At 67.5% G+C, this 24,582-nt stretch carries 19 protein-coding genes; 10 read left to right on the top strand and 9 right to left on the bottom strand.

The genetic code is table 11. The features are described 5' to 3' along the window. Positions 1-65: 65 nt before the first annotated feature. From KF745_03115 to hpnH, 4 genes are all read right to left on the bottom strand, one after another. Positions 66-2,303, bottom strand: coding sequence for a DUF3488 domain-containing protein (locus tag KF745_03115; protein ID MBX3357397.1), 2,238 nt, complete (start codon positions 2,301-2,303; stop codon positions 66-68). Next, positions 2,300-3,367, bottom strand: a complete 1,068-nt coding sequence (locus KF745_03110; GenBank protein MBX3357396.1) for a DUF58 domain-containing protein — start codon at positions 3,365-3,367, stop codon at positions 2,300-2,302. Before KF745_03110 ends, KF745_03115 begins: the two co-directional genes overlap by 4 nt. Before the next feature lie 207 nt (positions 3,368-3,574). Beyond that, complete coding sequence (locus KF745_03105; protein ID MBX3357395.1) at positions 3,575-5,152, bottom strand: hypothetical protein; 1,578 nt, start codon at positions 5,150-5,152, stop codon at positions 3,575-3,577. Positions 5,153-5,229: 77 nt separating this feature from the next. Continuing rightward, a complete protein-coding gene (gene hpnH, locus KF745_03100; GenBank protein MBX3357394.1) occupies positions 5,230-6,360 on the bottom strand; it encodes an adenosyl-hopene transferase HpnH in 1,131 nt (376 codons plus the stop codon). A gap of 244 nt (positions 6,361-6,604) precedes the next feature. On the opposite strand from hpnH, the gene KF745_03095 reads away from it, so the two are divergent. The 5 genes from KF745_03095 to KF745_03075 all read left to right on the top strand — a co-directional run bounded on the left by KF745_03095 (position 6,605) and on the right by KF745_03075 (position 10,212). After that, positions 6,605-7,222 (top strand): sigma-70 family RNA polymerase sigma factor, encoded by a 618-nt coding sequence (locus KF745_03095; GenBank protein ID MBX3357393.1) that lies wholly within the window; start codon positions 6,605-6,607, stop codon positions 7,220-7,222. Next, positions 7,219-8,484 (top strand): hypothetical protein, encoded by a 1,266-nt coding sequence (locus KF745_03090; protein ID MBX3357392.1) that lies wholly within the window; start codon positions 7,219-7,221, stop codon positions 8,482-8,484. The genes KF745_03095 and KF745_03090 overlap by 4 nt, the downstream gene beginning before the upstream one ends. Before the next feature lie 137 nt (positions 8,485-8,621). Then, positions 8,622-8,912, top strand: coding sequence for a 50S ribosomal protein L35 (rpmI, locus tag KF745_03085; protein ID MBX3357391.1), 291 nt, complete (start codon positions 8,622-8,624; stop codon positions 8,910-8,912). A gap of 86 nt (positions 8,913-8,998) precedes the next feature. Further along, complete coding sequence (gene rplT, locus KF745_03080; protein MBX3357390.1) at positions 8,999-9,376, top strand: 50S ribosomal protein L20; 378 nt, start codon at positions 8,999-9,001, stop codon at positions 9,374-9,376. Positions 9,377-9,504: 128 nt separating this feature from the next. Beyond that, complete coding sequence (locus KF745_03075; GenBank protein MBX3357389.1) at positions 9,505-10,212, top strand: site-2 protease family protein; 708 nt, start codon at positions 9,505-9,507, stop codon at positions 10,210-10,212. Positions 10,213-10,221: 9 nt separating this feature from the next. Here KF745_03075 and KF745_03070 read toward each other — a convergent pair whose 3' ends face one another. After that, a complete protein-coding gene (locus KF745_03070) occupies positions 10,222-11,277 on the bottom strand; it encodes an agmatinase family protein (GenBank protein ID MBX3357388.1) in 1,056 nt (351 codons plus the stop codon). A gap of 80 nt (positions 11,278-11,357) precedes the next feature. Here KF745_03070 and KF745_03065 point away from each other — a divergent pair, with 80 nt between their 5' ends. The 5 genes from KF745_03065 to KF745_03045 all read left to right on the top strand — a co-directional run bounded on the left by KF745_03065 (position 11,358) and on the right by KF745_03045 (position 18,735). Then, positions 11,358-12,107: a hypothetical protein gene (locus KF745_03065; GenBank protein ID MBX3357387.1), complete on the top strand. Its 750-nt coding sequence runs from the start codon at positions 11,358-11,360 to the stop codon at positions 12,105-12,107. Further along, positions 12,104-13,333, top strand: coding sequence for a galactokinase (gene galK, locus KF745_03060; protein ID MBX3357386.1), 1,230 nt, complete (start codon positions 12,104-12,106; stop codon positions 13,331-13,333). The genes KF745_03065 and galK overlap by 4 nt, the downstream gene beginning before the upstream one ends. 102 nt (positions 13,334-13,435) lie before the next feature. Further along, a complete protein-coding gene (locus KF745_03055; protein MBX3357385.1) occupies positions 13,436-15,172 on the top strand; it encodes a M3 family oligoendopeptidase in 1,737 nt (578 codons plus the stop codon). Positions 15,173-15,246: 74 nt separating this feature from the next. Beyond that, positions 15,247-16,152, top strand: a complete 906-nt coding sequence (locus KF745_03050; protein ID MBX3357384.1) for a DUF4097 family beta strand repeat protein — start codon at positions 15,247-15,249, stop codon at positions 16,150-16,152. Between the two features lie 171 nt (positions 16,153-16,323). Next, positions 16,324-18,735 carry an OPT/YSL family transporter gene (locus KF745_03045; protein MBX3357383.1) on the top strand — a complete coding sequence of 804 codons (2,412 nt, stop codon included), beginning with the start codon at positions 16,324-16,326 and terminating at the stop codon, positions 18,733-18,735. A 21-nt stretch (positions 18,736-18,756) separates the two neighbouring features. Here KF745_03045 and KF745_03040 read toward each other — a convergent pair whose 3' ends face one another. From KF745_03040 to KF745_03025, 4 genes are all read right to left on the bottom strand, one after another. Further along, positions 18,757-20,241 (bottom strand): serine/threonine protein kinase, encoded by a 1,485-nt coding sequence (locus KF745_03040; protein MBX3357382.1) that lies wholly within the window; start codon positions 20,239-20,241, stop codon positions 18,757-18,759. Next, positions 20,238-20,855 (bottom strand): sigma-70 family RNA polymerase sigma factor, encoded by a 618-nt coding sequence (locus tag KF745_03035; GenBank protein ID MBX3357381.1) that lies wholly within the window; start codon positions 20,853-20,855, stop codon positions 20,238-20,240. The genes KF745_03040 and KF745_03035 overlap by 4 nt, the downstream gene beginning before the upstream one ends. Positions 20,856-21,007: 152 nt before the next feature. Continuing rightward, positions 21,008-23,386 carry a hypothetical protein gene (locus tag KF745_03030; GenBank protein MBX3357380.1) on the bottom strand — a complete coding sequence of 793 codons (2,379 nt, stop codon included), beginning with the start codon at positions 23,384-23,386 and terminating at the stop codon, positions 21,008-21,010. A 262-nt stretch (positions 23,387-23,648) separates the two neighbouring features. Next, on the bottom strand, positions 23,649-24,560 hold the full coding sequence (locus KF745_03025) for a peptidylprolyl isomerase (GenBank protein MBX3357379.1): 912 nt from the start codon (positions 24,558-24,560) through the stop codon (positions 23,649-23,651). Positions 24,561-24,582: the final 22 nt, after the last annotated feature.

Below are 24,582 nucleotides of genomic sequence, written 5' to 3'. Positions count from 1 at the left end.
GACAGGCTGGATTTGCAGGCGTGCGGTCCGGCGTGATCGGCGCGATCGAACCGGGATGGGCGTGCTTATCGGCCGGGTGGTGGCGAGGCCGGTGTTCTCGGTCGGCGGGCGGCCGTTGAGGCACGATCCGCGAGGGCCAGTGCGACCGACCGCTGCTCGGGGGTGAGCGGCCGGCGAGCGAAGCGGACTTGGTGGTACAGGATGGCGGCGTCGCGGAGCGTGGATGCAAGGTCCGGGAGGTCGTGGCTGATTGCCGCAGCGTGGGCCAGGGCGGTCCGGCCCGGGGGCTTGGCGGCGCCGGCTCGGGAGAGCGCGCGGAGGATGCGGCGGTAGAACGTCGTCTGGGCTGCGATCTCTGCCTCATCGGTGTCGCGGGCGCGGGTGCCGAGCCGGGACACTCGGGCGAGCAGGCGAGGCCCGAACTGGCGGGCGCCCAGGACGATAACGCCAATCACCCCCGCGGCGATGGCGATCCAGCCCGAGACTTCGACCCAGGCGCGGACGTCGCCGGAGAGGATCTTCGCGATCGCGCCGCGAGCGAAGGTGGCCAGGCGGTCGCCGAGCCTGCCGGGAGAGAGCCGGGACCAGCGAACCCTGGTTAGCAGGTCGGAGCGGCTCTGCTCGTCGAAGAGCACGACCGACTTGTTCCAACTGAACTCGATCGCCTCGTAGTAGGCGCGGAGCCGCGCGAACAAGCCCGACGCGGGGCGGTGCAGCCGTTCGATGTCGCCCGGGGGGGATGGGTCGAACGTTCGCCAGCGACCGTTGCCGACGTAGACCTCGGCCCACGCATGGGCGTTGGACTCGCGGACGATGTAGCGGCCGGTGCCGGCATTGAACTCCGCGGCGAGGTAGCCGCTGACGATGCGGGCGGGGAGGCCAAGCGACTGGCACATCGCGACCATCGCCGACGCGAAGTACTCGCAGTGGCCGGCCTTGCGGGTGAAGAGGAAGAACTCGATCGGGTCCTCGCCGGCGGGGGGAGCCTGCATCTCGAGTGTGTACGCGTAGTCGGAGCGGAGGTGCTGCTCGATTCGGGACGCGATAGAGGCGGCCTGTTCGAAAGGAACGGGGGACGTGTCGTCGCCAAGGCCCGCGGTGCCGCGGGCGAGCGCGGCGATGGGGCCATCGGCGAACGCGGTCGGGCGTGCTGGGGACGCGCCGGCGGAGTGGGAGAGCGGTTGCGTGACGACGCGGTACTCCAGGCGACCCGGACGGCCAACCCGCTGGAGCACGAGCGAGGGACCCGGTGGGAAGAGGCGTTCGGGCGATTCGAACTCGATCGTGACGGGGGGCCACTGGGTGAACAGGTAGGTGGCGCGGTCGCCGGGGGCGTTCCGCATCGCCACATCGAGCGTGGTGGCGGGGCCGGAGCCGACGATGCCGGGGAGTTGGACGGGGATTGGCCCGGGCGGCTCGCGGGTGGACGGACCAGAACTCTCCCACGTGCGCTGGCCGGAGTTCCAGCGGTCGCGGACGCTGCCGCGGAGGTGCAGCGGCCGGGCCAGACTGCCGACGTTGCGAGAGCCGTCGGAGGCGAGGACGTCCATGACGGGCGTGGTGTTGGTGGGATCGAGGAGCCCCGGCGAGCCGAGGCGGATCTGGTCGGTAAAGCCGACGGTGGCGCCGGAACTAACCTGGCCGAAGCGGCCGAGGGCACCCTGGCCGAATCCGCGGGGTGCGATGAGAAAACCGGCGACGCTGAGGGTGAGCGACATCACGACCGCGGTTGCGACGATGCCGACGAATCGGCGCCGCCCGGAGGGACCAAGAAGCGGGCGGGAGTGAGCGGTCGGCGGGAGAGGGGCTCCGATGAGCGCGGCGGCATCGGCCGCGCGGACGGCGCCGGACTGGATCTGCAGGAGCATCGCTGTGGCGGTCGCCAGCGGGGCATAGGCGAGGGCGAGCAGGCCGACGGGGAGAGCGTTCGAGGTGAGCAGCGCGCCGATAACGATGAAGAGGGTGAGGATGAGGAGCTGGCCGTCGTCGCGCGGGGTCCGGCGGTCAAACAGCTTGATAAGCATCACCAGCACGAGGAACTGGGCGAGGTATGAGACGAGGTTCTCCTGATGACTGTCCGCAAGGACCTGGAGGGTGACGCGAGCGATCGCGCCGAGGACCACCAGGCCGGTGACCATGCGGGGCACCGACGTGATCCGCGAGCGGGCCGCGACGTACGCACCGATGATGCAAGCGACGGAGAACAGTCCCAGCCGCGGCGCGGGCTCGGCGACGCAGTACGCGATCGCCGCCGCGGCTGCGGTCGCAAAGAGCATCGAGTTGAGGCGGTGAGAGTGGTTCATGCGGGCGTCGCCGGGGCTGGCGCGGCGGCGGAGATCACGAGCCGGTGGACGCCAGAGGGGAGCGACGGTTGCGGCCGGATGCGGAAGGGCGTGGGATAGGGGAGGGCCGGGTTCGCCAGGTCGATCTGTGCCAGGTCGTCCAGGAGGCGGGCGGCGTGAGCCTCGGTCAGGCGGCACGGACGTGCTATCCCGTACGAACGGACGACCAGGCCGACCTCCATCCCGCGGCGGGCGCTCTCGATGATGAGCCCGGCAGCGCGGGAGATCGCGTGCTCGGCGTCGGCAGGGAGGCCGGCGGAAGGGAGGTCGAGGTCGACGAGGACGCCGGCGCGTGCCACGGTTCCCGGCTGACGAACGAGCAACTCGCCGCGGCGGGCAGAGGCCCGCCAGGCGAGGAGGCGGGGGGAGTCGCCGCTGACGTACTCGCGGAGGGCGAAGAACTCGCCGTCGGAGCCGGGACGGTCGCGGGTGCGCTCGCCCAGGCGCCGAAGATCGTCAAGGTGGGCGAGGATGGCGGGATCCGGGGCAATGGGCGCCGGACGGACCAGGATCTCGCTGGTGAGGGGAAACTCGATCGATTTGCGGAAGATGCCGAAAGGGAATCCGCTCTCGAGCCGCACCGAGACGAGGCGCCATCGGCCGCGGATCATCGGGCGAAGCAAGGCGCGGGCCGTCGCGTCGGCGCGGGCTCCGATTGATGGGGCGAAGGCGATGATCGAGCGGGTGTCGGCCGGGGCGGGTGGCAGAGCGGTATCGACGATCTCGATGGCGAACGCCGGGAGTAGGCGGTTGCGGTTGGAGAGCGCGTAGGCGATGGAGATGGGGTGCCCGGCGACTGCGCGGCTGGGGGCCTCACGGGTGATTGCAATCCCCATAAGCATGCCGCCGCTGAGCAAACCGGAGACGATGAGCAGGGCGAGGGTGAATGAGAACGCCCAGAAGAGCAGGTTGTTCTGGCTGTTGAAGGCGCCCAGCGCGATCAGGAGGGAGAGGCCGATGTACGCGAGGCCGGGGCCGCGGAGGTGGTAGCGGCGGCGGGAACGGGTTTGGCGGGGACGGCTCACGGGGTATTGTCACCACCGATCGGGGATGGGGCGCAGCGGGCTGTTCGCGGAGCGCTACGGATGAGGGGTGGGGGTGGTTCCGGCAGCGAGGTGGTGTGCCCAGGCATCATCGCATCGTCACGCGGCGGCTCAACGGGGGAGTCTCCACCGCTTGCCCAGCGACATTCTTTAGCGGTCTGGCGGTCTTGCTGGAACCCAGTGTGGCGATCACTCATCGCTGTCGTCTGATTCCGTCGCACGCGCCGAGGCCGGAAGGACGACGCGGCACGTCAGTCCGTCCGCGGCAAAGCCGACGCTGATCGTGCCGCGCAACTCGTACTCGGCCATTCCGCGGATCAGTGACAACCCGAATCCCTCGCGCGCCGGGGGGGCCACCGGTGGCCCCCCTGATTCGCGCCACTCCAGCGCGATGCCGTCCGGCTCGCCCGCGGTCTCGCGTGACGACCACTCAAGTACGACCTCACCGTCAGGAACCGACAGCGCGCCGTACTTGAGCGCGTTGGTGGCCAGTTCGTGCAGCATCATCGTCAGCGGCCCCGCCGCCTCGGCGCGAAGCAAGACCGATGGGCCACGGGTCTGCACTCCGGTACCATCGGGTCTCGCATGCGGCCGGAGTGTCAGTTCCGCCAGTTCCGCCACATCGGCCCCCATCCAGTGAGACTGTGTCAGCGACTCGTGGACCCGTGCGAGGGCATGGATCCGGCCCAGGTACGCCGCGCGAAAGTCTTCGATCGAGGCTGCGCCGGCCAGAGTGCTCTCCGCGACCGCGATCACTCCGGCAAGGGTGTTCTTGACCCTGTGGTCCAGCTCCTGCATCAGGCGCGACTGCCGCCGCTTCGCCTTCTCCAGTTCGGCGACCTTCGCGGCGAGGTCCTTGTTGGCTCGCTCCAACTCCTCGGTTCGCTCCCGCACCCGCCACTCCAGCATGCGGTTGGCCTCGCGCAGCGACTGCTCCATGTGCTTGCGTTCAAAGAACCTCGGCACGCGCGGCGCAGCCCGTGTCGCCGTGGGGCCCAGGCCCAGGTTCTTGTCCCGGTGAGCGGCGAGGTGCGCCTCGATCCGATCGGGCGGCGCCATGACAAACCGGCAACACGGGTCACCGCACGCCTGGCATTCCACCTCGACCGCGACCAGCGGCATCCCGAACGACTCTTCGCACCACCCCGCCGAGTACCCGCTGTTCATGATGCACACCGGACCCGGCGCGCGACGACCCTGCTTGATCCATGAATCGGACTCGAACGAGAAGGGGTGCTCGTACACCAGGCAGAACGTGTCGTCGGGCGCCGCGATCGACTCCGGAAGAATCCGCACGAACGCCCACCCTGAGAACGAGAAGTGCACCGGCCCCGCCGACAGCCGGGCGATCGGATCCGTCACGCCCATCCGCGCATGAAAGCTCTTCGCATCGGCCCGGCCGATCGCGTGCGCGATGTCAAAGAGCAGGTTCCCTGCGACCGCGCTCGCCTCCTCCGCCCCGTGGTCCTGGTACAGCGACTTCACAAGATCGAAGAACTCGACCGACATCGACGCCGCCCGCACCAGGATGTACCGCTCTCCTGAGATCGTGATCGTGCTGCGGGTCGGATCCTCGATCCGGTGCGAGAAGTACCGCTGCACGTACTCCTGGGCACGCTGGAACATCGGCCTCAGCGGCTCGGGGACACTGACGGTGGACAACTCCGCCCCCCTCGATGTCGGCAGCCCCTCGGGCGGCGCATGGCTCGCCGAGGCCCGCCTCGCGGCCAACTCCGATGCGAGTCTTCGATTGGCGTCATCGTTCATGGGCATGCACTCACAGCCGCGCCCCGAATTCTACGGGCAGCCCACCGCGAGTACACCCGGGTTTTTCCGCTAGAACACTACGCCGCCGTGACTGCTCCGTCGGCTTTGACGCCGGCCTTGGGCTCGACGCTGATTCCCAGTTGTACGAGCGGTCCGTGCGGACGCTTGGACTCCTCCGCGAGCATCGCCGCGGCGGGTTCGTCGGCGTAGCGGCCCGTGACCAGCGCCTTCACCGTCGCGAGCATGCCCCGGACCGACCCGAAGGTGTAGTCGTTCGCGCTCGTCTCGTACCCGCAGTGCACCATGCACTGCTGGCACGCCTTGTTGCCGCTCGCCCGGCCGTAGCGATCCCACGATGTTGTCTCGATCAGTTCCTTGAACGAGTCCACGTACCCGTCCTGCAGCAGGTAGCACGGCTTTTGCCACCCGAAAATGTTGTACGTGGGCATGCCCCAGGGGGTGCACTCGAACTCTCGCTTGCCCATCAGGAACTCGAGGAACATCGGGCTCTGGTTGAACTTCCACGTCTCCTTCCGGTTGGAGAGCAGCATGCGGAAGAAGTCGCGTGTCTTCTGCCGTTCCCGCATGAAGCTCTTCTGATCCGGCGCCTTGGGGTACGCGTACCCCGGCGAGACCATCATCCCCTCGACCCCGAGCCCCATCATCTCATCGAAGAACCGGCGCACCGAGTTCGGGTCCGCACCGTCGAACAGCGTCGTGTTCGTCGTGACGCGGAACCCCATCTTCACCGCCAGCGCGATCCCCTCGACCGCCGTCTTGTACGTCCCCTCGCGGCAGACCGCGAAGTCGTGGTGTTCCTCCTGCCCGTCCATGTGCACGCTGAACGTCAGGTACTTGCTGGGCTTGAACCACCCCGCCTCCAGCTTCTCCTTGAGCAGCAGGGCGTTGGTGCACAGGTAGATGTACTTCCGGCGAGCCGTCAGGCCGGCCACGATCTCGCGGATCTGCGGGTGCAGCAGTGGCTCGCCGCCGGGGATCGACACCATCGGCGCCCCGCACTCGTCCGCGGCCTTCACGCATTCCTCAGGCGTGAGCTGGCGCTTCAGGATGTGGGGGGGGTACTGGATCTTGCCGCACCCCGCGCAGGCCAGGTTGCACCGGAACAGGGGCTCAAGCATGAGCACCAGCGGGTACCGCCGGTTGCCACGGAGCTTCTGCTTCAGAACGTACGTGGCAACCGTCCACATCTGACTGATCGGAACGCCCATGAACTTCCCCAAGGCCGGCCACCCGCTCCATCCCGGCCCGTGTATAGATTTGTGATCCCTAACTTCTCGCTGGCATGGTACGATTGCCGTCCGCGTCGTTCTACCGGCGGTCGAGACTGCTGTCGGGACGTCGCCAGAGCCCCTTTCCAGCACGTTGACACCAATCGCCCGATAAAACCCCTCACCCGCGCTTCCGGGATTCCCCCCGGGTTTTTCACCCCTTATGCCCGCACCAAACGAACGAACCGACGAGGAACTGGTCTCAGCCTATCGGGATGGCGATTCGTCCGCATTCCCCATCCTTGTCCGGCGACACCACGACGACCTTGTCCGGTTTCTTGTCCGCCTGACCGGTAACCGAGCCGCGGCGGAGGACGCATTCCAGGACACCTTTCTCCAGGTTCACCTGTCGGCCGAGTCCTTCGACGCCAGCCGCCGGTTCAAACCATGGCTTTTCACAATCGCCGCGAACAAGGCGCGTGATGCGCTACGTAAGACAACCCGGCGCCGGACCCTGGACTTGTCCGCGCCGATCGCGGGCGGCCACGGTGCGGACGGCGATCGCCGGACGTACGTGGACCTCATGGAGGTCGATGTCGACCCTCCGGGAGCCGCTCTCGACATCCGGGAACGCGACAGGAATGTGCAGGAGGTCTTGGACCGCTTGCCCTACGCCCTCAGGGAAATTCTGGTGCTCGCCTATTTTCAGCGGCTCAGCTACAACCAGATCGCAGAGTCCCTCGAGATCCCTCTCGGAACGGTCAAGTCCCGCCTGCATTCAGCTGTCGCCGCGTTCGCTAGGAAATGGCAGACGGTAACGAAGGAATCGACCGGTTCATGAATCCCTCTCCTGACAGCCCCGACTTCATTGACGGCATGGAGTCACCCCTCGACCTTCCGGGCTTGGCCGAGCACGACGCCGCGGCCATCGACGCTCTCATCAATGCTGGCTGGAACTGCGACTCAGTCTCAGAATCCTGCCGGCCCGCTGCTCAGCGAGCGGTCGCCCTGCTTTCTCTCCTCGATACGCCCTGCGATACCAGCGGCGACGGCCTGTTGGCCGACATGACCCTCCTCCGCATCGCCCGGCTTGAGGCGATCGGCGAGGATGCCACAGTCCTCTGCGAGCCGGACATCGCCGCCGTCGACGCCCTTCTGGAGTCCCGATTCGACGTCGATTCCGTGCCTACGCCGTTGCGCGATCGGGCTGCTCGTTCTCAGCAGATCTTCGAACTGGTCTCTCCGGAAACGGTCAGCCTCGACGCCATGTCGCCCGATGCGCTCATCGCACGAACGCTCTCAGCGGTCGCCTCCGAGGCCCGGCGTTCTGAAAGCGGCCTCCGGTTTCGCCCGCCCGCCGATACCCCCAACATTCGCCGGTTTCATTTCTCGGATCTGCTCTCGGTGGCCGCGCTCCTCCTGATCGGCGCCGCCGTCGTGGTTCCGGTCATGTCGGGCGTTGTTGAAACGAACCGTCGGCTGGCCTGCTCGACCAATCTCATGGCGGCGGGATTGGCGTTCGGGCAGTACTCGAAGGACAGCCGCGACTCGCTTCCGCTCGCCTCCGCCTCTCGCGCGGGCGAGCCTTGGTGGTTTGTCGGCCGCAAGCCCGAGCATTCCAACTCCGCCAACGCCTACACCGTCATCCGCACCGGCTACGCCAAACTGGACGACCTTGCGTGCTCGGGCAATCCGGATGCCAAGCGTGGCAAAGCGCCACCGAACGCGTTCGATTGGCAGTCCTTCGATCACGTCTCCTACAGCCCGATCGTGCTCTTCGGCCGCATTGACCGCAGCGCCACCGGGAATGCTCAGTCCGTCATTCTCGCCGACCGCTCCCCGGTCGTCGTTCGCTCGTTCCACACCCTGACCTTCAACCCCTTCGGCAGTTCGTTCAACCACAACGAGCGTGGCCAGAATGTGCTCATGGGGGATGGCGCCGTCGTGTGGATGCGGTCGCCGGTCGACGCCCAGGGCGACAACATCTGGCTCCCACGGTGTGTCGAGGATCTGGTCGCACGCCTTGCCGATCCTGGCCAGGCCGATCCGATCACGGGCAAGGAGGTTCCCGGTTCAGCCGAGGACTCCCACGTCGGCCCCTAATTCCTCCGTTTCCGCCCCCGAAACACGCCAACTTGCTGGCCCCCGGGGTGGTGTCTATGCTTCCCGTCCCATTCACGGTGGGGGGTTGTTCAGCACCAAGCCCCCGCGTCCTTGACGCGGTGTCCAAGAGGTTCGCCATGCCCAAGAACAAGAGCCACAAGGGCATCCTGAAGCGGATGAAGATCACCAAGTCCGGTCTCGTCCGTCACAACAAGGCCTACGGCAAGCACCTTCGCTCCAGCAAGAGCGCCAAGCGCCTCCGCCACCTCCGCCAGGACAAGTTCCTCTCCAACCCGGAGGCCAAGCGGCTCGAGCGGCTCCTGTACCGCCGTCTGCGCGGACGGGACCAGCCCCTGACGGCCCGCCGCCGCAGCCCCTCCCCGGCCGCCCGCAAGGCCGCCGCGGCGAAGGCCGAAGCCACCAAGTAGTTCACGCCCAATCGCTGTCCGCCGGGCCCCAAGACGCCGCCTCCTGACGCGACGCCCCGTTCGGACGCCAATGACGGAGTCCTCCAATGCCCAGAGTTCGCAAAGGCGCCGCCCGAACCCAAGCCCGCAAGCGCATCCTCCGAGAGGCCCGCGGCTACTTCGGCGTCCGCAGCAAGCACCGATACCAGGCCGAGCACGCCATCAAGCGGGCCGGCTGCTACGCCTACCGCGACCGCCGCAACCGCAAGCGCGACATGCGCGGCCTGTGGATCACCCGCATTACCGCAGCCTGCCGGATGCGGGGCGAACGCTACAGCCGCTTCATCAACGGCCTGAAGCTCGCCGGCATCCTCCTCAACCGCAAGATGCTCTCCCAGATCGCCATCGAAGACCCCAAGGTCTTCGACGAGATCATGGCCAAGGCCCAGAAGGCCGCCCGCGCCACCGCAGCAAAGGCCGCCTGACGCCACCTCACCCCCAAGTTCGTTCGCGGGCCCGGAGCGATTCCGGGCCCGTTCTCTTTCCGTGACACCGCGATCCGCCCCGAATATTCTGCCCATGCACTCCCGACCGCGAAGCACGGAGCCCTGAGTTGAACTGGTGGGTTACAACAGTCCTTGAGCACGCCGGGCCGATGACCCTCATCTCCTGGGTCTTCTGGGTGATCTTCTCGATCTGCCTCCACGAACTCGGCCACGGCTGGGCCGCGATCCGTCTCGGCGACCGCACCCCCATTGAAACGGGCCACATGACCTGGAATCCCCTGGTCCACATGGGTCCGTTCAGCCTTGCGATGTTCGCCCTGATCGGCATCGCCTGGGGATTGATGCCGGTCGACTTCTCCCGCACGCGCGGCCGCTACTCGGGCGCCCTCGTTGCCGCGGCAGGCCCGATGGTCAACCTCCTCCTCGCGGCGCTGCTCCTCACCAGCGGCGCGGCATGGATCGTCGCCACCGACGTGAACGGGTGGAACCTCTACCTCCCCACTTCGACGTTCCGCGGCAACATGTCGACGTTCCTCTTCACCGGCGGGATGCTCAACGCCATCCTCTTCGTCATCAACCTGGCCCCGCTCCCGCCCCTCGACGGCTCCCGGATCCTCGCCGACTTCATTCCACCGTTGCGGCGCCTCTACTCGAATCCCTCCGCCGCCCACGCCCTGTCGCTGCTGTTTATTCTCTACTTCATCCTCGGCATGCGGCCGCTGCAAGCGCTGAGCACCAGCGTGAGCAGCGCCTTCTACTTCGCGATGATCAGCCTGTTTTCCGGCGGCAACGTCGCGGGCCTCACGCCCCCGTAGCCCGCCCGCTCACACGCAGGCCCCGCACAGCTTGTAGAGCACCCTCGCCCCGACGTTCGCGTCCCACTCCGGCTCGCTCGTCCCCGCCTTGGGCCCGGGAGTGACCTCGACCAGGTCGAACCCGACGACGCGCCGCCCGGACGCCTTGAGTGCGCCCAGCAACAGGCACGCCTGCGCGAACGAGAGCCCTCCCGGCACCGGCGTCCCGGTATGCGGGCACAGCGAAGGGTCCAGCCCATCGATGTCGAACGATACGTAGACAAATCCCGGCAGCGGCTCGATTGCGCGTGCGCACAGGTCGCCGAACGGTCTCCCATCGAGCATCTCGCGGGTCCAGTCAAGGTCGAAGTGCGGGAACACCTGCCCCGATCGGGCCTGTGCAAACTCGATCTCCCGCTTCCCGACATCCCGCAGCCCGACCTGCACCATCGACCCGATCTCGGGAATCCGCGTGAGCACGTTGTGCATGATCGATGCGTGCGACCACGCGAAGCCCTCGAAGGCCTCCCGAAAGTCCATATGGGCGTCGATGTGGAGGATCCCCAGCCGCTCCCCTGTCGCCGCCGTGAACTCGGCGCACGCCTGGATCGCGCCGAAAGGCGTGGCATGGTCGCCGCCGACCAGCCCCGGGATCTTCCCCTCCTTCAGGACGCGGTTCACACGCTCCCTGGTGAACGCGTTGACGGCCTCACCCGCGCGATCCACCTCGCGAAGCGCCCGGCCCATCCGGCCCTTCGCGCCGGGCCCGGCGCCCCCGGCCTCGATCACCGGCTTGGCCGCCTTCCGAGCCTCGCGGCTGGCGCGCCGGATCTTGGCGTGCTCCTTCTCCATGAAGATGCCGTGCCGGTAGATCTCGCCGAACTGCGGGTCGTGAAGATCGACCTGCGCCGATGCGGCGCGGATCGCGGCCGGTCCCTTCGAGGCCCCCCCTCCGTACGACGTCGTGGCGTCGAACGGCACCGGAATCAGCACAATCCTCGACTCGTCGCGGGAGTGAGGAAGACCAAAGACACCGGTGCCCGGCTGCGCCGCCGCGTCGGGATCAAAATCGATCATCGTGCTCATGGGCCCAGTCTAGGTGGGACGGTCCGCACCTCGACCAGCCGCGGTGAACTGCGGCGCCGACTTCCCCATAGACTACTCCAGTGAGCACCACTCCCGACCCCAGCACGCCAGATCCCGCCGCCCCGACCCGCCCCCCCGAGGCGCCCAAGATCGATGCGGCCCCGATCCTGGAACTGGAGGACAACACCTGCCTCCGGTGCGGCGCCCCGATGGGTCCCGACGATGTCGTCTGCCTCAAGTGTGGCTACGACATGCGGGCCAACGTCGCCCGGTCGACGAAGCAGGCGGAGGAATACCAGCCCGATGAACCGCAGCCGTTCGTCGTGCCCACGTGGGGCTCCCCGAAGGCCCTGCTGATCCTCGGATCCGTCTTCTTCCTGGCCGCGATGATCACCGCGGGCGTCAACGTTCCTGCGGGCAAGTCGTTCTGGCTCATCGTCGGCTCGGTGCTCCTGGTGATCTACGAGGTGCTGGTCCACACCGGCACCGGCGTCGTGGCGGTCGCTGTTTCGGCCCGGATCTGCGAGCAGAAGTTCGGCAACTTCGAGCTGGCCGTTTCCCGCGTCTTCGCCGCGTTCTCTGCGTTCGAACTCGCGTTCCAGCTCTCCCTCCGCATCCCGGCCGTCGGCGTCTGGGCGGCGTTTGTCATCGGCCCGGCCGCCTATTGGGTGCTCATCTGGGCCCTGTTTCGCAAGAGCCGGACCATCACCACCCTCATTGTGCTCTGCCACGTCGTGCTCTGGCTCATCATCCAACTCGGCATGCAGCTCTCGGCCATGGTCCAGTCGGCCCGTGGCGTAGCGGCCGTGGTCGGCATGATCGCCCCATGATGAGCGGGCCGTCGATCGCGACGCTCGCGGCCCGCGCCGCCGATGCGTTCTCGACGGCCTTTAGATCTCGACCCGCCTTCGCCGCACCCGGTCGCGTGAACCTGATCGGAGAGCACGTCGACTACAACGACGGCCTCGTGCTCCCGATCGCCATCGATCGCTGGGTCGTCGCGTCCGTGGCGCCCGCGGCCAATCTCGCTCTCTCTCGCGTGCGTTCCACGGACCTGCCGGGCGAGGCAACCTTTGACATTCGCGCGCCGATCCCCACTCCACTCCTCCCGCCGCCTCCGGCGCGTTCACCCCCGCACTGGACGGCCTACGCCATCGGCGCCGCCGAGGCGATCCGCGCCGAAGCCGCCACCAATGGCCGACCGCTGCCAAATCTCGACGTGGTCCTTACCTCCAGCATCCCCATCGGCGCCGGGCTCTCCAGTTCCGCCGCGATCGAGGCCGCTGTCGCCGGCGCGTTCTCGGCCGCCGGCCGCGCCGACGTCGACAAACGCCGCTTCGCCATGGCCTGCCGCCGAGCGGAGCACGAGTTCGCCGGTGTTCCCTGCGGAATCATGGACCAGTGCGCGGTCGTGCTCGCCCGCGCGCGGCACGCGATGCTGCTGGACTGCCGCGATCACGCCACCCGGTTTGTGCCCCTCCCGCAGGGCCTGGCGATTGTCGTCATGAACTCCAACACCCACCGCTCCCTCGCGGGCGTCGACTACGCCGAGCGCCGGCGCGCCTGCGAGGCCGCCGCGGCCGCCCTCAGCCTCCCGTCCCTCCGCGATGCGGACGAGTCCATGCTCGCCGCGGCAGGTGAACGCATCCCGCCTGACAAACGGCGGCTTGCCAGGCATGTCGTCACGGAAATCGACCGAGTGCGTCAAACAGCGGACCTGCTAGATCGGATTGCGGCGGGTTCTCTCGACGCCCCCGCCGGCCTGTCCGCCATCGGCGAACTCTTCCAGCGGTCCCACGAGTCGCTCCGCGATGACTTCCGGGTCTCCTGCCCTGAACTCGATACGCTGGTCGCGATCGCCTGCTCCACGCCTGGTGTGTATGGGGCGAGGATGACCGGCGCCGGGTTCGGCGGCTGCGCCATCGCGATCGCGGAGCCCGCAGCCGTCTCTCGCATCCAATCCGCCGTCGCGGGGCAGTACCCGACGATCCATGGACGGGACGCCGAAGTCTTCACTGTGCAGCCGGTCCGGGGTGCCAGCGAGATCGGCGGCTGATACCCTGAGCCCCACCCTCCCGGGGGAGGGGGTATTCGGACCTCGTACCGATACCATCCCGTTCACATCGCCGCCAACCGCTCCCTTCGCACCAAATACCTCATGCTGCCATCCTTCGCCCCAGCGTCCGCCATCGTGCCCCAGGATCTTGATGCCGCCCGCTGGGAGGCGTTGGAGCCCCTGTACCGGGAACTGATCGACCGCGACCTCCACTCCGCGGCCGACCTGGAGCGGCTGATCCTCGACCGGAGCGAGCTCGATTCTGCCGTCAGCGAGGCAGCGTCGGTCCTCTACATCACCATGACCTGCCACACCGACGACGAGGCTGTCTCCAAGGCCTACCTCGGGTTCGTGGAGGACGTCCAGCCCAAGGTGAAGGAGGTCTCGTTCGAACTGGACAAGAAGATCGTGCAGAGTCCCTTCGCGGAAGAACTCGACCAAGCGAGGTACACCGTCTATCTCCGCGATCTCCGCGTCGGTGTCGAGCTCTTCCGCCCGGAGAACATCCCGATCGAGACCGGGCTGACCAAGCTCGACCAGGAGTACTCCCGGATCTGCGGCGCCATGACCGTCTCGTACCAGGGCGAGGAGCGCACGCTCCCCCAGATGGCCCGCTTCAACGAAGAGACCGATCGGGCCGTCCGTGAGGACGCGTGGCGTGCTGTCGCGCAGCGAAGGTTCCTGGACGCCGATCGAATCGAAACGATCTACGAGCGGATGATCGCGGATCGCACCCGCCTCGCCCGCAACGCCGGGTTCCCCGACTTCCGCGACTACGCGTTCAAGGCCAAGCGACGCTTCGACTACACCCCCGCGACCTGCAACGCCTTCGCCGAGGGGGTTAAGCGAGTCTGTGTCCCCGCCGCGCGGCGGCTCAACGCCCAGCGTGCCGCCGCCCTCAACCTCTCATCCCTTCGCCCCTGGGACATGCAGGTCGACATCAAGGGACGTGCCCCCCTCCGTCCCTTCACGACCCCGTCCGAACTGGTCGAACGCACCAGCCGCCTCTTCCGCCGGCTCGATCCCTCCCTTGCAACGCTCTTCGAGGCCCTCCGCAGCGACAAGTCGGCGCCGACCGGCGCCGCGGTGTGCCTTGATCTCGAGTCCCGTCGCGGCAAGGCACCCGGCGGCTACCAGTCCAACCGCGACCGGATCCGCCTCCCCTTCATCTTCATGAACGCCGCGGGCCTGCAGCGGGATGTGGAGACAATCGTCCACGAGGCTGGCCACGCCTTCCATTCCCTGCTGGCGAGGACCGACCCGCTGCTCTCCTACCGGTCCGACATCCCGCTGGAGTTCGCCGAAGTCGCCTCGATGTCCATGGAACTCACCGCCCATCCATTCCTCGACGAGTTCTATTCGCCCGCGGACGCCGACCGCGCCCGCCGCAACCACCTGGAGGCAATCGTCTCGCTTCTCGCGTGGGTGGCGCACATCGATCAGTTCCAGCACTGGGTCTACACCAACCCGGACCATTCCAGAGACGATCGCCACGCCAAGTGGACCGAGCTCTCCGCACGCTTTGGGCCGGCCGTGGATTACTCCGGACTGGAGAAGTACCACCAGACCGGCTGGCACCGCGTCCTGCACCTCTTCGGCGTGCCGTTTTACTACATCGAATACGGCATCGCCCAGCTCGGCGCCCTGCAACTCTGGAGCAACTACCGCCGGGATCCCGCCGCGGCCATCAACGCCTACAAACGCGCCCTCTCGCTCGGCGGTTCCCGCCCGCTGCCCGAGCTCTTCGCCGCCGCGAACCTCGTCTTCGATTTCGGGCCGGCCACGATCGCCCGGCTCTGGACCGATGTGGAGTCCGAACTCGCCAAACTCCCCGCGTAGCCCGCGAAACCCGCCGAGCCATCCTCCCAACCACGCTGGTGCCCGGCACGGCCGGCCCCCAAGGAGAACAACTCGTGATCGCAACTCTCGCCCGCAGCGCCCGTCCGGCCGTCCCGATTGCCGCCGCGACCCTCACGATCTGGTCCCTCCTCAGCGGGTGCGTTATCGCGCAGCCCGCCCTGAAGGAGGAGACCCGGACTGTGACCGCCGACCACGTCCCCCAGAGCCCCCTCGCGGTGACCACGCAGAACGGCGGGATCTCCGTCACCGCGGTCCCCAACGGCCCGGTCTCGATCACCGCCGTCATCCGCGCCGAAGACGACGACCGGCTGAAGGCAACGGACATCGTCGCCGAGCGCAAGTCCGATGGCGCGCTCGAGATCTACGCCAAGTGGCCCGACGGCAAGCGTCGAAACCGCGAGAGCTGCTCCTTTGAGATCCAGCTACCCGACGCCGGCGGGGTCACCCTCACGACCAGCAACGGAGCCGTCTCCCTCACCGGGCTTGCCGGCGACGCCTCGATCACCACGTCCAACGGGCGGATCACCTGTACCGACCACGACGGCAACGTGACCGCCCGAACGACCAACGGCGCAGTCGAGGTCTCGCGCAGCCGCGGCAAGATCGACGCCACCACCTCCAACGGCTCCATCAAGGTCGACCAGGCCCCATCGAGCGTCCAGTGCACTTCGAGCAACGGCGCGATCACCGTCGCGATGACCGATTCCGCCGAGGGCCCTGTCCGTATCAAGACCAGCAATGGCGCCGTCCGCCTCTCCGTCGGCCAGGCCTTCGCAGGTTTTCTCGACCTCTCCACATCCCAGGGCGGGATCAACCTCGCCAACGCCCCCGCGGCCAAGGTCGTGTCCAAGACCAAGAACGCCGCTCGCCTGCAGTTCGGCGACGCGATCGCCCCGTCGACGATCCAGACGTCCAACGGGTCGATCGAGATCACGACGACCGTCGGCCCCACCGAGTAGCATCGAACGCTGTATGGCGAACGGTCGGCTTCTCGGCCGGCCGTTTCCCGGCTTGCGACCACCGCACGCATCGCGTACCTTCCGCTCACGCCGATCGGCAGCGAATGCCGATCGGTCTTTCGTTTGAACGGGCCCAATGGGGGGCCCAGAGCGAGCGGAGTACCACAGCACATGTCCAGGCAACCCGTCGAAACCAGCGACATGATCGACGAGCAGGACATGCTCCGCGGCGGTAAGCCTCCGCCGCTCCCCGACAACGCGACCCCCGAGGAAAAGGACGCCCACTGGTACAAGTACGTGTACCAGGGCGACCGCATGCCCCAGCTTACCTGGCGGGCCGTCATCATGGGCGGCTTCCTCGGCATGATCATGTCCGCCGCCAACCTCTACACCACGCTCAGCATCGGCTGGGCCTTCGGCATCGCCATCACCGCTTGCGTCCTCTCGTTCGTCATCTGGAACTTTGTCCGCTTCACCTCGGGCGGCAACATCAGCCAGATGTCGATCCTCGAGAACGCGTGCATGGCCTCCACCGCCTCCGCGGCGGGGTACTCCACCGGCTCGACCATCGCCACCATGTTCGGCGCCCTCGTCCTGCTCAAGGACCCGCCCGCAGGGCTTCAGGGCGAGGCCCTTCGCAAGTGGCAGGAGAACCTACACACCTGGGACGTCACGCCCGTCTGGGTCGTCGTCGTCTTCACGCTCTGCACCGGGCTCATGGGCGTCTTCCTCGCCATCCCGATGAAGCGCCAGCAGATCAACCACGAGCAACTCCCCTTCCCCACCGGCACCGCCGCGGCCGAAACGCTCAAGAGCCTCTATTCGGAGAGCAAGGACGCCGTGGGCAAGGCTTACGTCCTGATCGCCGGCCTTGCCGCCGGGCTGCTCATCGGATTCCTCCGTGTTGGTGACGATGTCCTCGGCGCTGTCGGCTTCCTCCGCCGCCTCTTCGAGAAGATCTGGTTCCTCCGCATTCCCACCGATGTTCAATTCAACTTCCTCGACAGGGCCTATCCGGGAGCTCGCCACGCCAACGGCTTCGCCTTCGAACCCTCCGCACTCCTCATCGCCGCGGGCATGATCGTCGGCATGCGCATCAGCCTCTCGCTGGTCCTCAGTTCGCTGTTCCTCTACGCCGTCGTGGGCCCTGAGTTGGCCAGGATGGACGCCCGGCACATGGAGCGAGGCGCGATCGTCGTACAGGAAGCGGCGCTCGTAGCCGCCAAGGGCCAGGCCACCCCCGAGGCCGCCGCGACTGCCGCCGTCGAGGCCGTCGCCGCCGCCGCCGCCGAACTCAAGATCGACCCGGCCCCGATCCGCACCGCCGCCGAGCAATCCGTCGAGGACGCGATCGCCGCCGCCGGTGCGACGACCAAGCCCGCGGCCGAACGCGCCGAGAATGTCGGCAAGGCCATCGGCGCCGCCGCTGCACCCCTCGCCGCCACCGCCTACTCCAACCGCGACGCCATAGCCGCAGCCGACGCCGAGAAGTCCAAGGTTCTCGCCGCGGGCGCTTCCGAGGCCGAGGCGAAGACGGCGTGGGAGACCGAGTTCGACCGGAAGAGGTACAAGCCGAACCTGATCTGGAACTGGGGCGGCGGCACCATTACGATCACCCGGTGGTCGCTCTGGGGCGGAACCGCCGTCATGGTTTTCGCGAGCCTCATGAGCGTGGCCCTGCAGTGGCGCACGATCGCCCGCGCGTTCATGGGTGTGAAGCGTGCCGCCGGCGGCAGCACTGCATCACACGCGGAGATCGAAGTGCCGGGATCCTGGATGATCTACGGCATGGTGCCCATCACCATCGCCATGGTCTGGCTCCAGATCCAGGCCTTCAACGTCTCGTGGTACGCCGGCCTCATCGCCGTCGCAATGTCGTTCGTGCTCTCGCTTGTCGCCAGCCGCGCGACCGGCGAGACCGACACCACGCCCGTCGGCGCCATGGGCAAAGTCATGCAACTGCTCTTCGCCGCCCTCGCCCCTCAGAACATCTCCGCCAACCTCGCCTCCGCCGGGATCGCGGCCAACAGCGCCTCATCATCGGCCGACCTGCTGACCGACCTCAAGACCGGCTACCTCCTCGGCGCCAACCCCCGCAAGCAGTTCCTCGCCCAGTTCTACGGCGTCTTCTTCGGCACCATCGCCATCGTCCCGATCTGGTACCTCATGGTCCCCACCCGCGCCAAACTCGAGAGTTTCGCGCTCCCGGCAACGCGGGTCTGGGAAACAGTGGCCCGCGGGCTGGTCAAGGGCGTGGGCGAACTCCCCGCCTCGGCCGTCTGGTCGCTGTTTATCGGTGCCGGAGTCGGGATCGTCCTTCCGCTCATCGAGAAGTTCCTCCCGCCCAAGGCACGCCGGTTCATGCCCTCCGCCACCGGCATCGGACTCGCCTGGGTGCTCCCTTTCCAGAACGCCCTCGCGTTCTTCATCGGCGCGGTCATCATCATGGTCTGGAACCTGCTCCACCGCCGCTCTGCCGACAAGTACAACGTCGGTCTCGCCTCCGGCCTCATCGCCGGCGAGTCGCTCATGGCCGCCGCCCTCGCCATTACCGCCACTCTCGTCGGGATCTTCGGGCTCTAATCCCGCCCGTCCGTCGCCCGCTCACCGTCCCGCGGCAGGAATCCCAAGGTCCCGGTTCGTCAGGCTCATCGCCAACTGAAACCCGGCGAGCCCGCCGATCAGGAGCGCCGCGATCACCAGCAGCGCCGCCACCAGCACAACGGTCGGCTGCCGCCGCGCGTACAGCCTCGCCGTCCGCAGCACCCCCGGCCGCGTCCACTCGATCGGGCGATGCGCCAGCCACGACTCCAGGTCCCCGGCGAATGCCTCCGCAGAGGCGTACCGCGCCTGCGGCCGCACCGCCATCGCCCGGTGCACGATCGCCTCCAGGTCTCGATCGATCCCCCGGCGACGCTCGAGCCGAGGCGGAACCTGGCGCCCGCCGATGCTCGCGTGTGTCTGCGCGATCTGCTCCGCTGTCCTGCCGTTCGGCAGTGTCTCGGTCAGCAGGTAGTACAGCATCCCCCCGAGGGCGTAGATATCCGCGGCCGGCGTGATCGCTCCCGGCTCCGCCCGGTACTGCTCCGGTGCGATGAACGCCAGGTTTCCCACGCGTCGCCCCTCCATCCCCTCTGCGCCCTTGCCTTCTTCGTGCGGCGCCGCAACGCCAAAGTCGGCCACCTTCGGTGATCCATCCGCGCCGAGCAGAATGTTCCCGGGCTTGAGGTCGCAATGCACCAGCCCCGCCGAGTGCGCCGCCTGCACCCCTCGCGCGATTTTGGAAGCAAGCCCAGCCGTCTCCCGGGCAGGCAGCGCACCGACATGGTTCCTGAACCACGTATCGAGATCCCCGCCAGGCACATACTCGAACACCACGTAGTCCTCGCCCCGGGGCGAGCGGCCGCGGTCCAGAATCCGCACCACGTTGGGGTGCTCGATCCGCCTCGCCTTCGCCGCCTCCTCGATCAAGCGTTTGCGGGCTCCGGCGTCGTTCTCCTGCGTCATCACCTTGATCGCGACCAGTGCCGGCCGCGCCTGCTGCGACAACTGCCGGTCGACTGCCAGGTACACCGCCCCGTGGCTCCCCTGCCCCAGCCGCTCCCGGAGCACGTACCGCGGCCGCCCCGTCGGCAGCCTCGGCCCGAAGCCCCGCGGAAACTCCGGCACCTCGCCGGTCCCATCCAGTTCCGCAAGGTCGCTTGCGAGCACCACGCTCTCGCCGAGCACCGCCGCGTCCCGGATCGCCGATGCCAGCGCTGGATGCTTCGCCGTCAGCGCCTCGACCGCTCGGGCCATGCTCCCCGTTCGCGCGGTCAGTGCCCGCAGCGAGTACTCGATCGCCGCATCGAGGGGCACATCTCGATCGGCCAGCCGCGGCACCGCCTCAAGGTACCGCTCCAGGTCGACCGCCAGCCCCGCGTCGAACCGCAACTGCCCGTCCAGTTCGATCACTTCCGCGAGCGGGTCCGAGTCGGCAACCTCCATCTCACTGATGAACGCGGCCAGATTGATCTCGCCTTCCCCGGCACCCTCGCGCCGGAGCCGGTATCGGCTGCGCAACTCCTCGAGCACGCCGGCCACGCTCACGGCTCGACCTCCAGGTCAAGGTGCCCCCGCAGCCATTCCCTGATCGTCTGCCACCGCTTCCGAACAGTCGCCGCCGTCAACCCGACGCACTCCGCCGTGACCGTGTGCGGCGTCCCTGCCAACCACAGCAGCAGGATCTGCCGATCGACAGGGTCCTCGATCAGCGTCAGCGCCCGCTCGATCACCACCTCGCCGCCCTCCCGCTCCGTGCTCTCGGCATCCTCGATCCGGCGCAGGAACTCGCGAGCAAACCGCGAGTCCTCTGCCTCGGCCGATCGCAGCCGCTTAAGCAACCGCCCCTTGTCGATGGTCGCGTTGTCCGCCATCTTCTGGACGAACGCCCACAACTGCGCTTCGTTCTCCACGTTCAGTCGGCGGTCCCGCACGAACGTGTCCAGCCGGCGACTCAGCGTCGACAGGATGTCGTGCGAGTCGAACAGCCGCCTCATGCTCGGGCCGAGCTTCGACCGGATCCGGCGCCGCAGGCGCGGGCCGTAGCGGACGATGAACTCCGCGGCGGCGTGCCGGTCCCCGGCACGGATGCGGTGCACCAGCGTCGCCCCATCCTCGGTCGGCGGCACACCCGGTTCGGCATCCCCATCCATCGTGTTCACGGCCGCCTCATCCCGGTTTCCCCCAGCAGTATCTACTCCCCGTGCTGCCGTCCAGTTCCCTCACATCATTGCGGCCGGGCGCTGGAAAAGAAAGACGCCCGCGTGGGTCGCACGCGGGCGTCTAAATCAGTCAGGAGACCGGATTGCCGGGCTTATGGGCAGCCCAGGTTGCCGGGGGTCGTGCCGCCGACCCAGTTCTGGATGAACACGGCGATGTCCGACGGCTCGACCAAGCCGTTGCAATCGATATCCGCGTACAACGCGATGCCGGGCGTTCCCGGATTCGCCACCGCGAAGGACCACGACTGGATGTACTGGGCGATATCCGACGGCTCGACGGTGCCGTTGCGGTCCCAGTCACCCACACACTGGGTGCTGTCCGCCGTGCCGTCCGCGCCGCCCGCCACGAAGAACCCGCCCTGCGTCGGAGCGGTCTTGTTGAAGCAGTCGGGGCCGATCACCGGCGGAGCGGTGCCGCCGATGAAGATCAGGGCGTTGTAGTTCTGGTCAGGGCTGTTCGGATCGCCCTGAGCGCCGGTCAACGCGGTGAAGGTGCCGTCGTTGTTTACGTCGTAGATGAGGCTGGCGTACAGCACCATGCCGCCCATCGTCCGCGGATCGCGGGTCTGCAGCGAGGCCCGGTTGGCGCCGGCCCACGTGCTCTGGTTGATGTTGTTCGAGAACAGCGACGACGAGGAGTTGCCGCCCGGGGCCGAGCCCGAGTCCACCATGCTCAGGAAGATGATCTTGTAATCGCGGTTCGAGTTCACACCGTGGGCCACGATCCCCGTCGGCATGACCAGTTCAAGCCGATAATTGTGCGCCGCCGGGTTGTACACGCCGCGGAACACGCCCGTGTTCGGGTTGCCCCGCAGATTGCCGACCTCGTCGTACCGGTCGTAGCACGCGATGAACCACACGTTGCCCACCGAGTCGATCGCCGGGCAGGAGATCGATGGGCCGAAGGCGCCCGCGACTCCCATTTCGATGAACGGACGCAGCTCGCCCAGGGCGACCCCGTTGCCGTCCTCGAAGGCCTTGCCCTTGGTTCCCGACGGGGCGCTCTGGTCCGGAAGAACCCAGGCGACCGCCTGCCACTGGGGCTGGGCTCCCGCGGAGGCGATCCGGGCCGCCGTCAGAACCTGGTAGGGCCAGTTCTTCGACGTGTTGGATCCCGCGTTGTACGTTCCGACCGAGCGGTCCTTGAAGACCAGCCCGCTCACAATGAGGTTGCCGTTCTGGTCCTGGCCGACTGCCGCCTGCGGGCCGCCGCGGAACGCGTTGGTGCCGCGGTGCCCCTCGAAGCCGTCGACGATGTCCGAGGGATCGGACGCGACGTAGGTGTTGTCAAAGTTGATGGTGTAGCTGGGCGAGACGCCGGTGTCGGTCACCGAGGCCGGCAGCGTCAGCTGCTGGGTGCCGCTGATGTTGCCGTTCGTGTCGACGCCCCAGATGCCGATGCCCTGGGCCACGTCCGGATTCGTCGTGGTGTTCTTCAGGACCGAGGCACACGTGCCGACCGTTCCCGGGAAGAGCGTGTACTGCGAGTACGCCGTGTTCCCCCGCTGGTCCACCCACGGAGCCGGGTGGTGCGCCACGCTCGAACTGAGCGTCAGCGGAGACGACTCGTTGACGAAGTTGGTCCCGAAGTTGGTATCGAGCAGCACCGAGCGGGTCACGCCCAGGCCCCGCTCGAAGGGGATCGCGTTCGGGCAGTTGTGCGTCGTCGCGTTGCGCTTGAGGATCCAGTCCAGCGCGGGGTTGTCGGCCTGGGTCAGGCCGGTATCGATGTTGTTGTTGAGCACGTTCAGGATGCTCGTGTTCCGACCCAGCAGGCCGGCGCCGAGCGTCCGCATGCGGACCCGTATCAGGTTCTGAAGCTGGATCTCGTTCGCGGTGCCAGCGCCGTTGTCGTCCACGCGGAACAGAGCGTTGCCCGAGGCGTCAACCGCGCCGGTGCCGATCTGGGCTGTCGATTCGGTGTTGTTCGCGCCGTTGATCGCGATCCCCATGCGGGACACATACAGCCGCATCGGGTTGCTCGCCTGGTAGTTGATGAAGCCGCCGATGACCGCGTTGTGGCCGGGGCCGACGGTCGTGCCGAACTCGGAGAAGATCGTGGCCATCTGGAACGTGCTGCCCGAGACCACGACCGGCTTGCCCGGTGCGTTGATCGACGCGTTCGGGAACACGCCGAAGCCCGGGTTCGACCAGCGGGAGTACGACGCGTACGGCGCTGGCGCCGTGATCGTCATGTTGCTCAGGGACTGGCAGCTGAACAACGAGTTGGTGAAGTTGGCCTCGCTGCGGCTGGACTTGATGATCGGCGCCAAGCCGAAGTTCGTTCCCCACGAGCTGGTGATGGTCTGCATGTCGACCACGTACGTCTTGAGCTGGTCGCTCGCCGACCACGCATCGAGCGCGTCCGTGTTCGCAAGGCCGGTCAGCGCCGACACGCTGTCCTGCGCCATCGCGGGCGCGGCAAAGCCGACCGCCGCCAGCAGCACTGCCACCTTCATCCGATTGCTCATCTTCCTGCCTCCTGTTGGTGTTCCAAACACGATGAATGCTTGTGCCTGATACCCGCGCGCCGGACGGGCCCGCCGCGCTCGCCTTCCATTCCGTTCCCAATCGTGGTACTTCACCGCTCGCCGCCCCGCTCCGGTGGCCTCAGGCCCACCGAGCGGGCTTCCATGCTACCAGAGGGCCGGCCGAAGGCAACGTGGGAATCCCCCATTCCAGTGTCAAGTTTGTGTTGGGATGCCCACAACGTGCCCTCACTGGGGATTGGACCTAGGGATTCCTTGTGGACGACCGCACCCGCCACGACCAGTCAATGCCCGCATCGAACACCGTCGGGTTGCTGGCGCCCAGCAGCCTCCGGGCGATCTGATCCATGACGACCCGCTCCCTCACCAACCGAACCTCGGCTTCCAGGTCGGCCTTCGCCGCGTCGTATCCGGGTCCTGATCCAGGCAGTTGTTCCTCAAGCTTGATGATGGCGAAAGCCCCACCGACGGCAATCGGCTGGCTGACTTCTCCCGCGGCAAGCCCAGCCAGAGCCTGCCTGACCGCCAGCGGAGTCTCCGGATCCGCGGGGCTGATCGGCTCTTGCAAGCCGCCCCGGTATCGGGACTGGTCGATCGAAACCTGCATGGCCACCTCGCCAAAGGGCTCGGGTGCCCGGCCTCCATCACCGATCACCCGGCTCCGTGCCGCGGCGGCCTCGACCTCGGATTTGGCAATGATTGCCCGGGTTCGAAACTGCGGCCCGTACCGCAGTTCATAGGCCTGCCGCAGATCCTGCTCCTCGATCTTGACCGAGTCCCGGGCCAGCCGGCGAAGCATGGCGTTACGTCGCAGCAACGCGCCGAACCGAGCCGGCCCCAGCCCCCGCGCCTCGCGGATCTGCTCGATCAGCCGCACCCGCTCATCGGATCCGACCTTGGCGGTCCGGTCGACTGACTCGGCAAGTAACCGCCGTTCCTCCTCGATGTCCTGCTTGTCGATGGACATCCCAAGGGAGGTCAGTTCTCTGGCCAACGCCCGCTCCAGGATGACCTCTTCAAGCACAACGCCCCCCGCCGCCTCGGCAAGCCTGGGCGTCAACTCCGACCACTCGATCGACTCGTTCGCGACGATGGCCGCGGGCTTGTCTCGTGGTTGTTCAATCCCTGTGACGAGGAGCGCTATGCCGAGGAACATCCCGGCTCCAACGATGCGTGCT

Source organism: Phycisphaeraceae bacterium (assembly GCA_019636655.1).
In the GTDB taxonomy this organism is placed as follows: domain Bacteria; phylum Planctomycetota; class Phycisphaerae; order Phycisphaerales; family UBA1924; genus JAHBXB01.
The sequence above is the reverse complement of the archived record's forward strand: the minus strand, read 5'-3'. Positions and strand labels throughout refer to the sequence as shown.

What these genes read in the sequence shown, in the direction of transcription:
- KF745_03115 (MBX3357397.1), bottom strand. Translation starts at nt 2,303, where the DNA reads ATGAACCACTCTCACCGCCTCAACTCGATGCTCTTTGCGACCGCAGCC.
- KF745_03105 (MBX3357395.1), bottom strand. Translation starts at nt 5,152, where the DNA reads ATGAACGATGACGCCAATCGAAGACTCGCATCGGAGTTGGCCGCGAGG.
- hpnH (MBX3357394.1), bottom strand. Translation starts at nt 6,360, where the DNA reads ATGTGGACGGTTGCCACGTACGTTCTGAAGCAGAAGCTCCGTGGCAAC.
- KF745_03095 (MBX3357393.1), top strand. Translation starts at nt 6,605, where the DNA reads ATGCCCGCACCAAACGAACGAACCGACGAGGAACTGGTCTCAGCCTAT.
- KF745_03090 (MBX3357392.1), top strand. Translation starts at nt 7,219, where the DNA reads ATGAATCCCTCTCCTGACAGCCCCGACTTCATTGACGGCATGGAGTCA.
- rpmI (MBX3357391.1), top strand. Translation starts at nt 8,622, where the DNA reads ATGCCCAAGAACAAGAGCCACAAGGGCATCCTGAAGCGGATGAAGATC.
- rplT (MBX3357390.1), top strand. Translation starts at nt 8,999, where the DNA reads ATGCCCAGAGTTCGCAAAGGCGCCGCCCGAACCCAAGCCCGCAAGCGC.
- KF745_03070 (MBX3357388.1), bottom strand. Translation starts at nt 11,277, where the DNA reads ATGAGCACGATGATCGATTTTGATCCCGACGCGGCGGCGCAGCCGGGC.
- galK (MBX3357386.1), top strand. Translation starts at nt 12,104, where the DNA reads ATGATGAGCGGGCCGTCGATCGCGACGCTCGCGGCCCGCGCCGCCGAT.
- KF745_03055 (MBX3357385.1), top strand. Translation starts at nt 13,436, where the DNA reads ATGCTGCCATCCTTCGCCCCAGCGTCCGCCATCGTGCCCCAGGATCTT.
- KF745_03045 (MBX3357383.1), top strand. Translation starts at nt 16,324, where the DNA reads ATGTCCAGGCAACCCGTCGAAACCAGCGACATGATCGACGAGCAGGAC.
- KF745_03030 (MBX3357380.1), bottom strand. Translation starts at nt 23,386, where the DNA reads ATGAGCAATCGGATGAAGGTGGCAGTGCTGCTGGCGGCGGTCGGCTTT.
- KF745_03025 (MBX3357379.1), bottom strand. Translation starts at nt 24,560, where the DNA reads ATGTTCCTCGGCATAGCGCTCCTCGTCACAGGGATTGAACAACCACGA.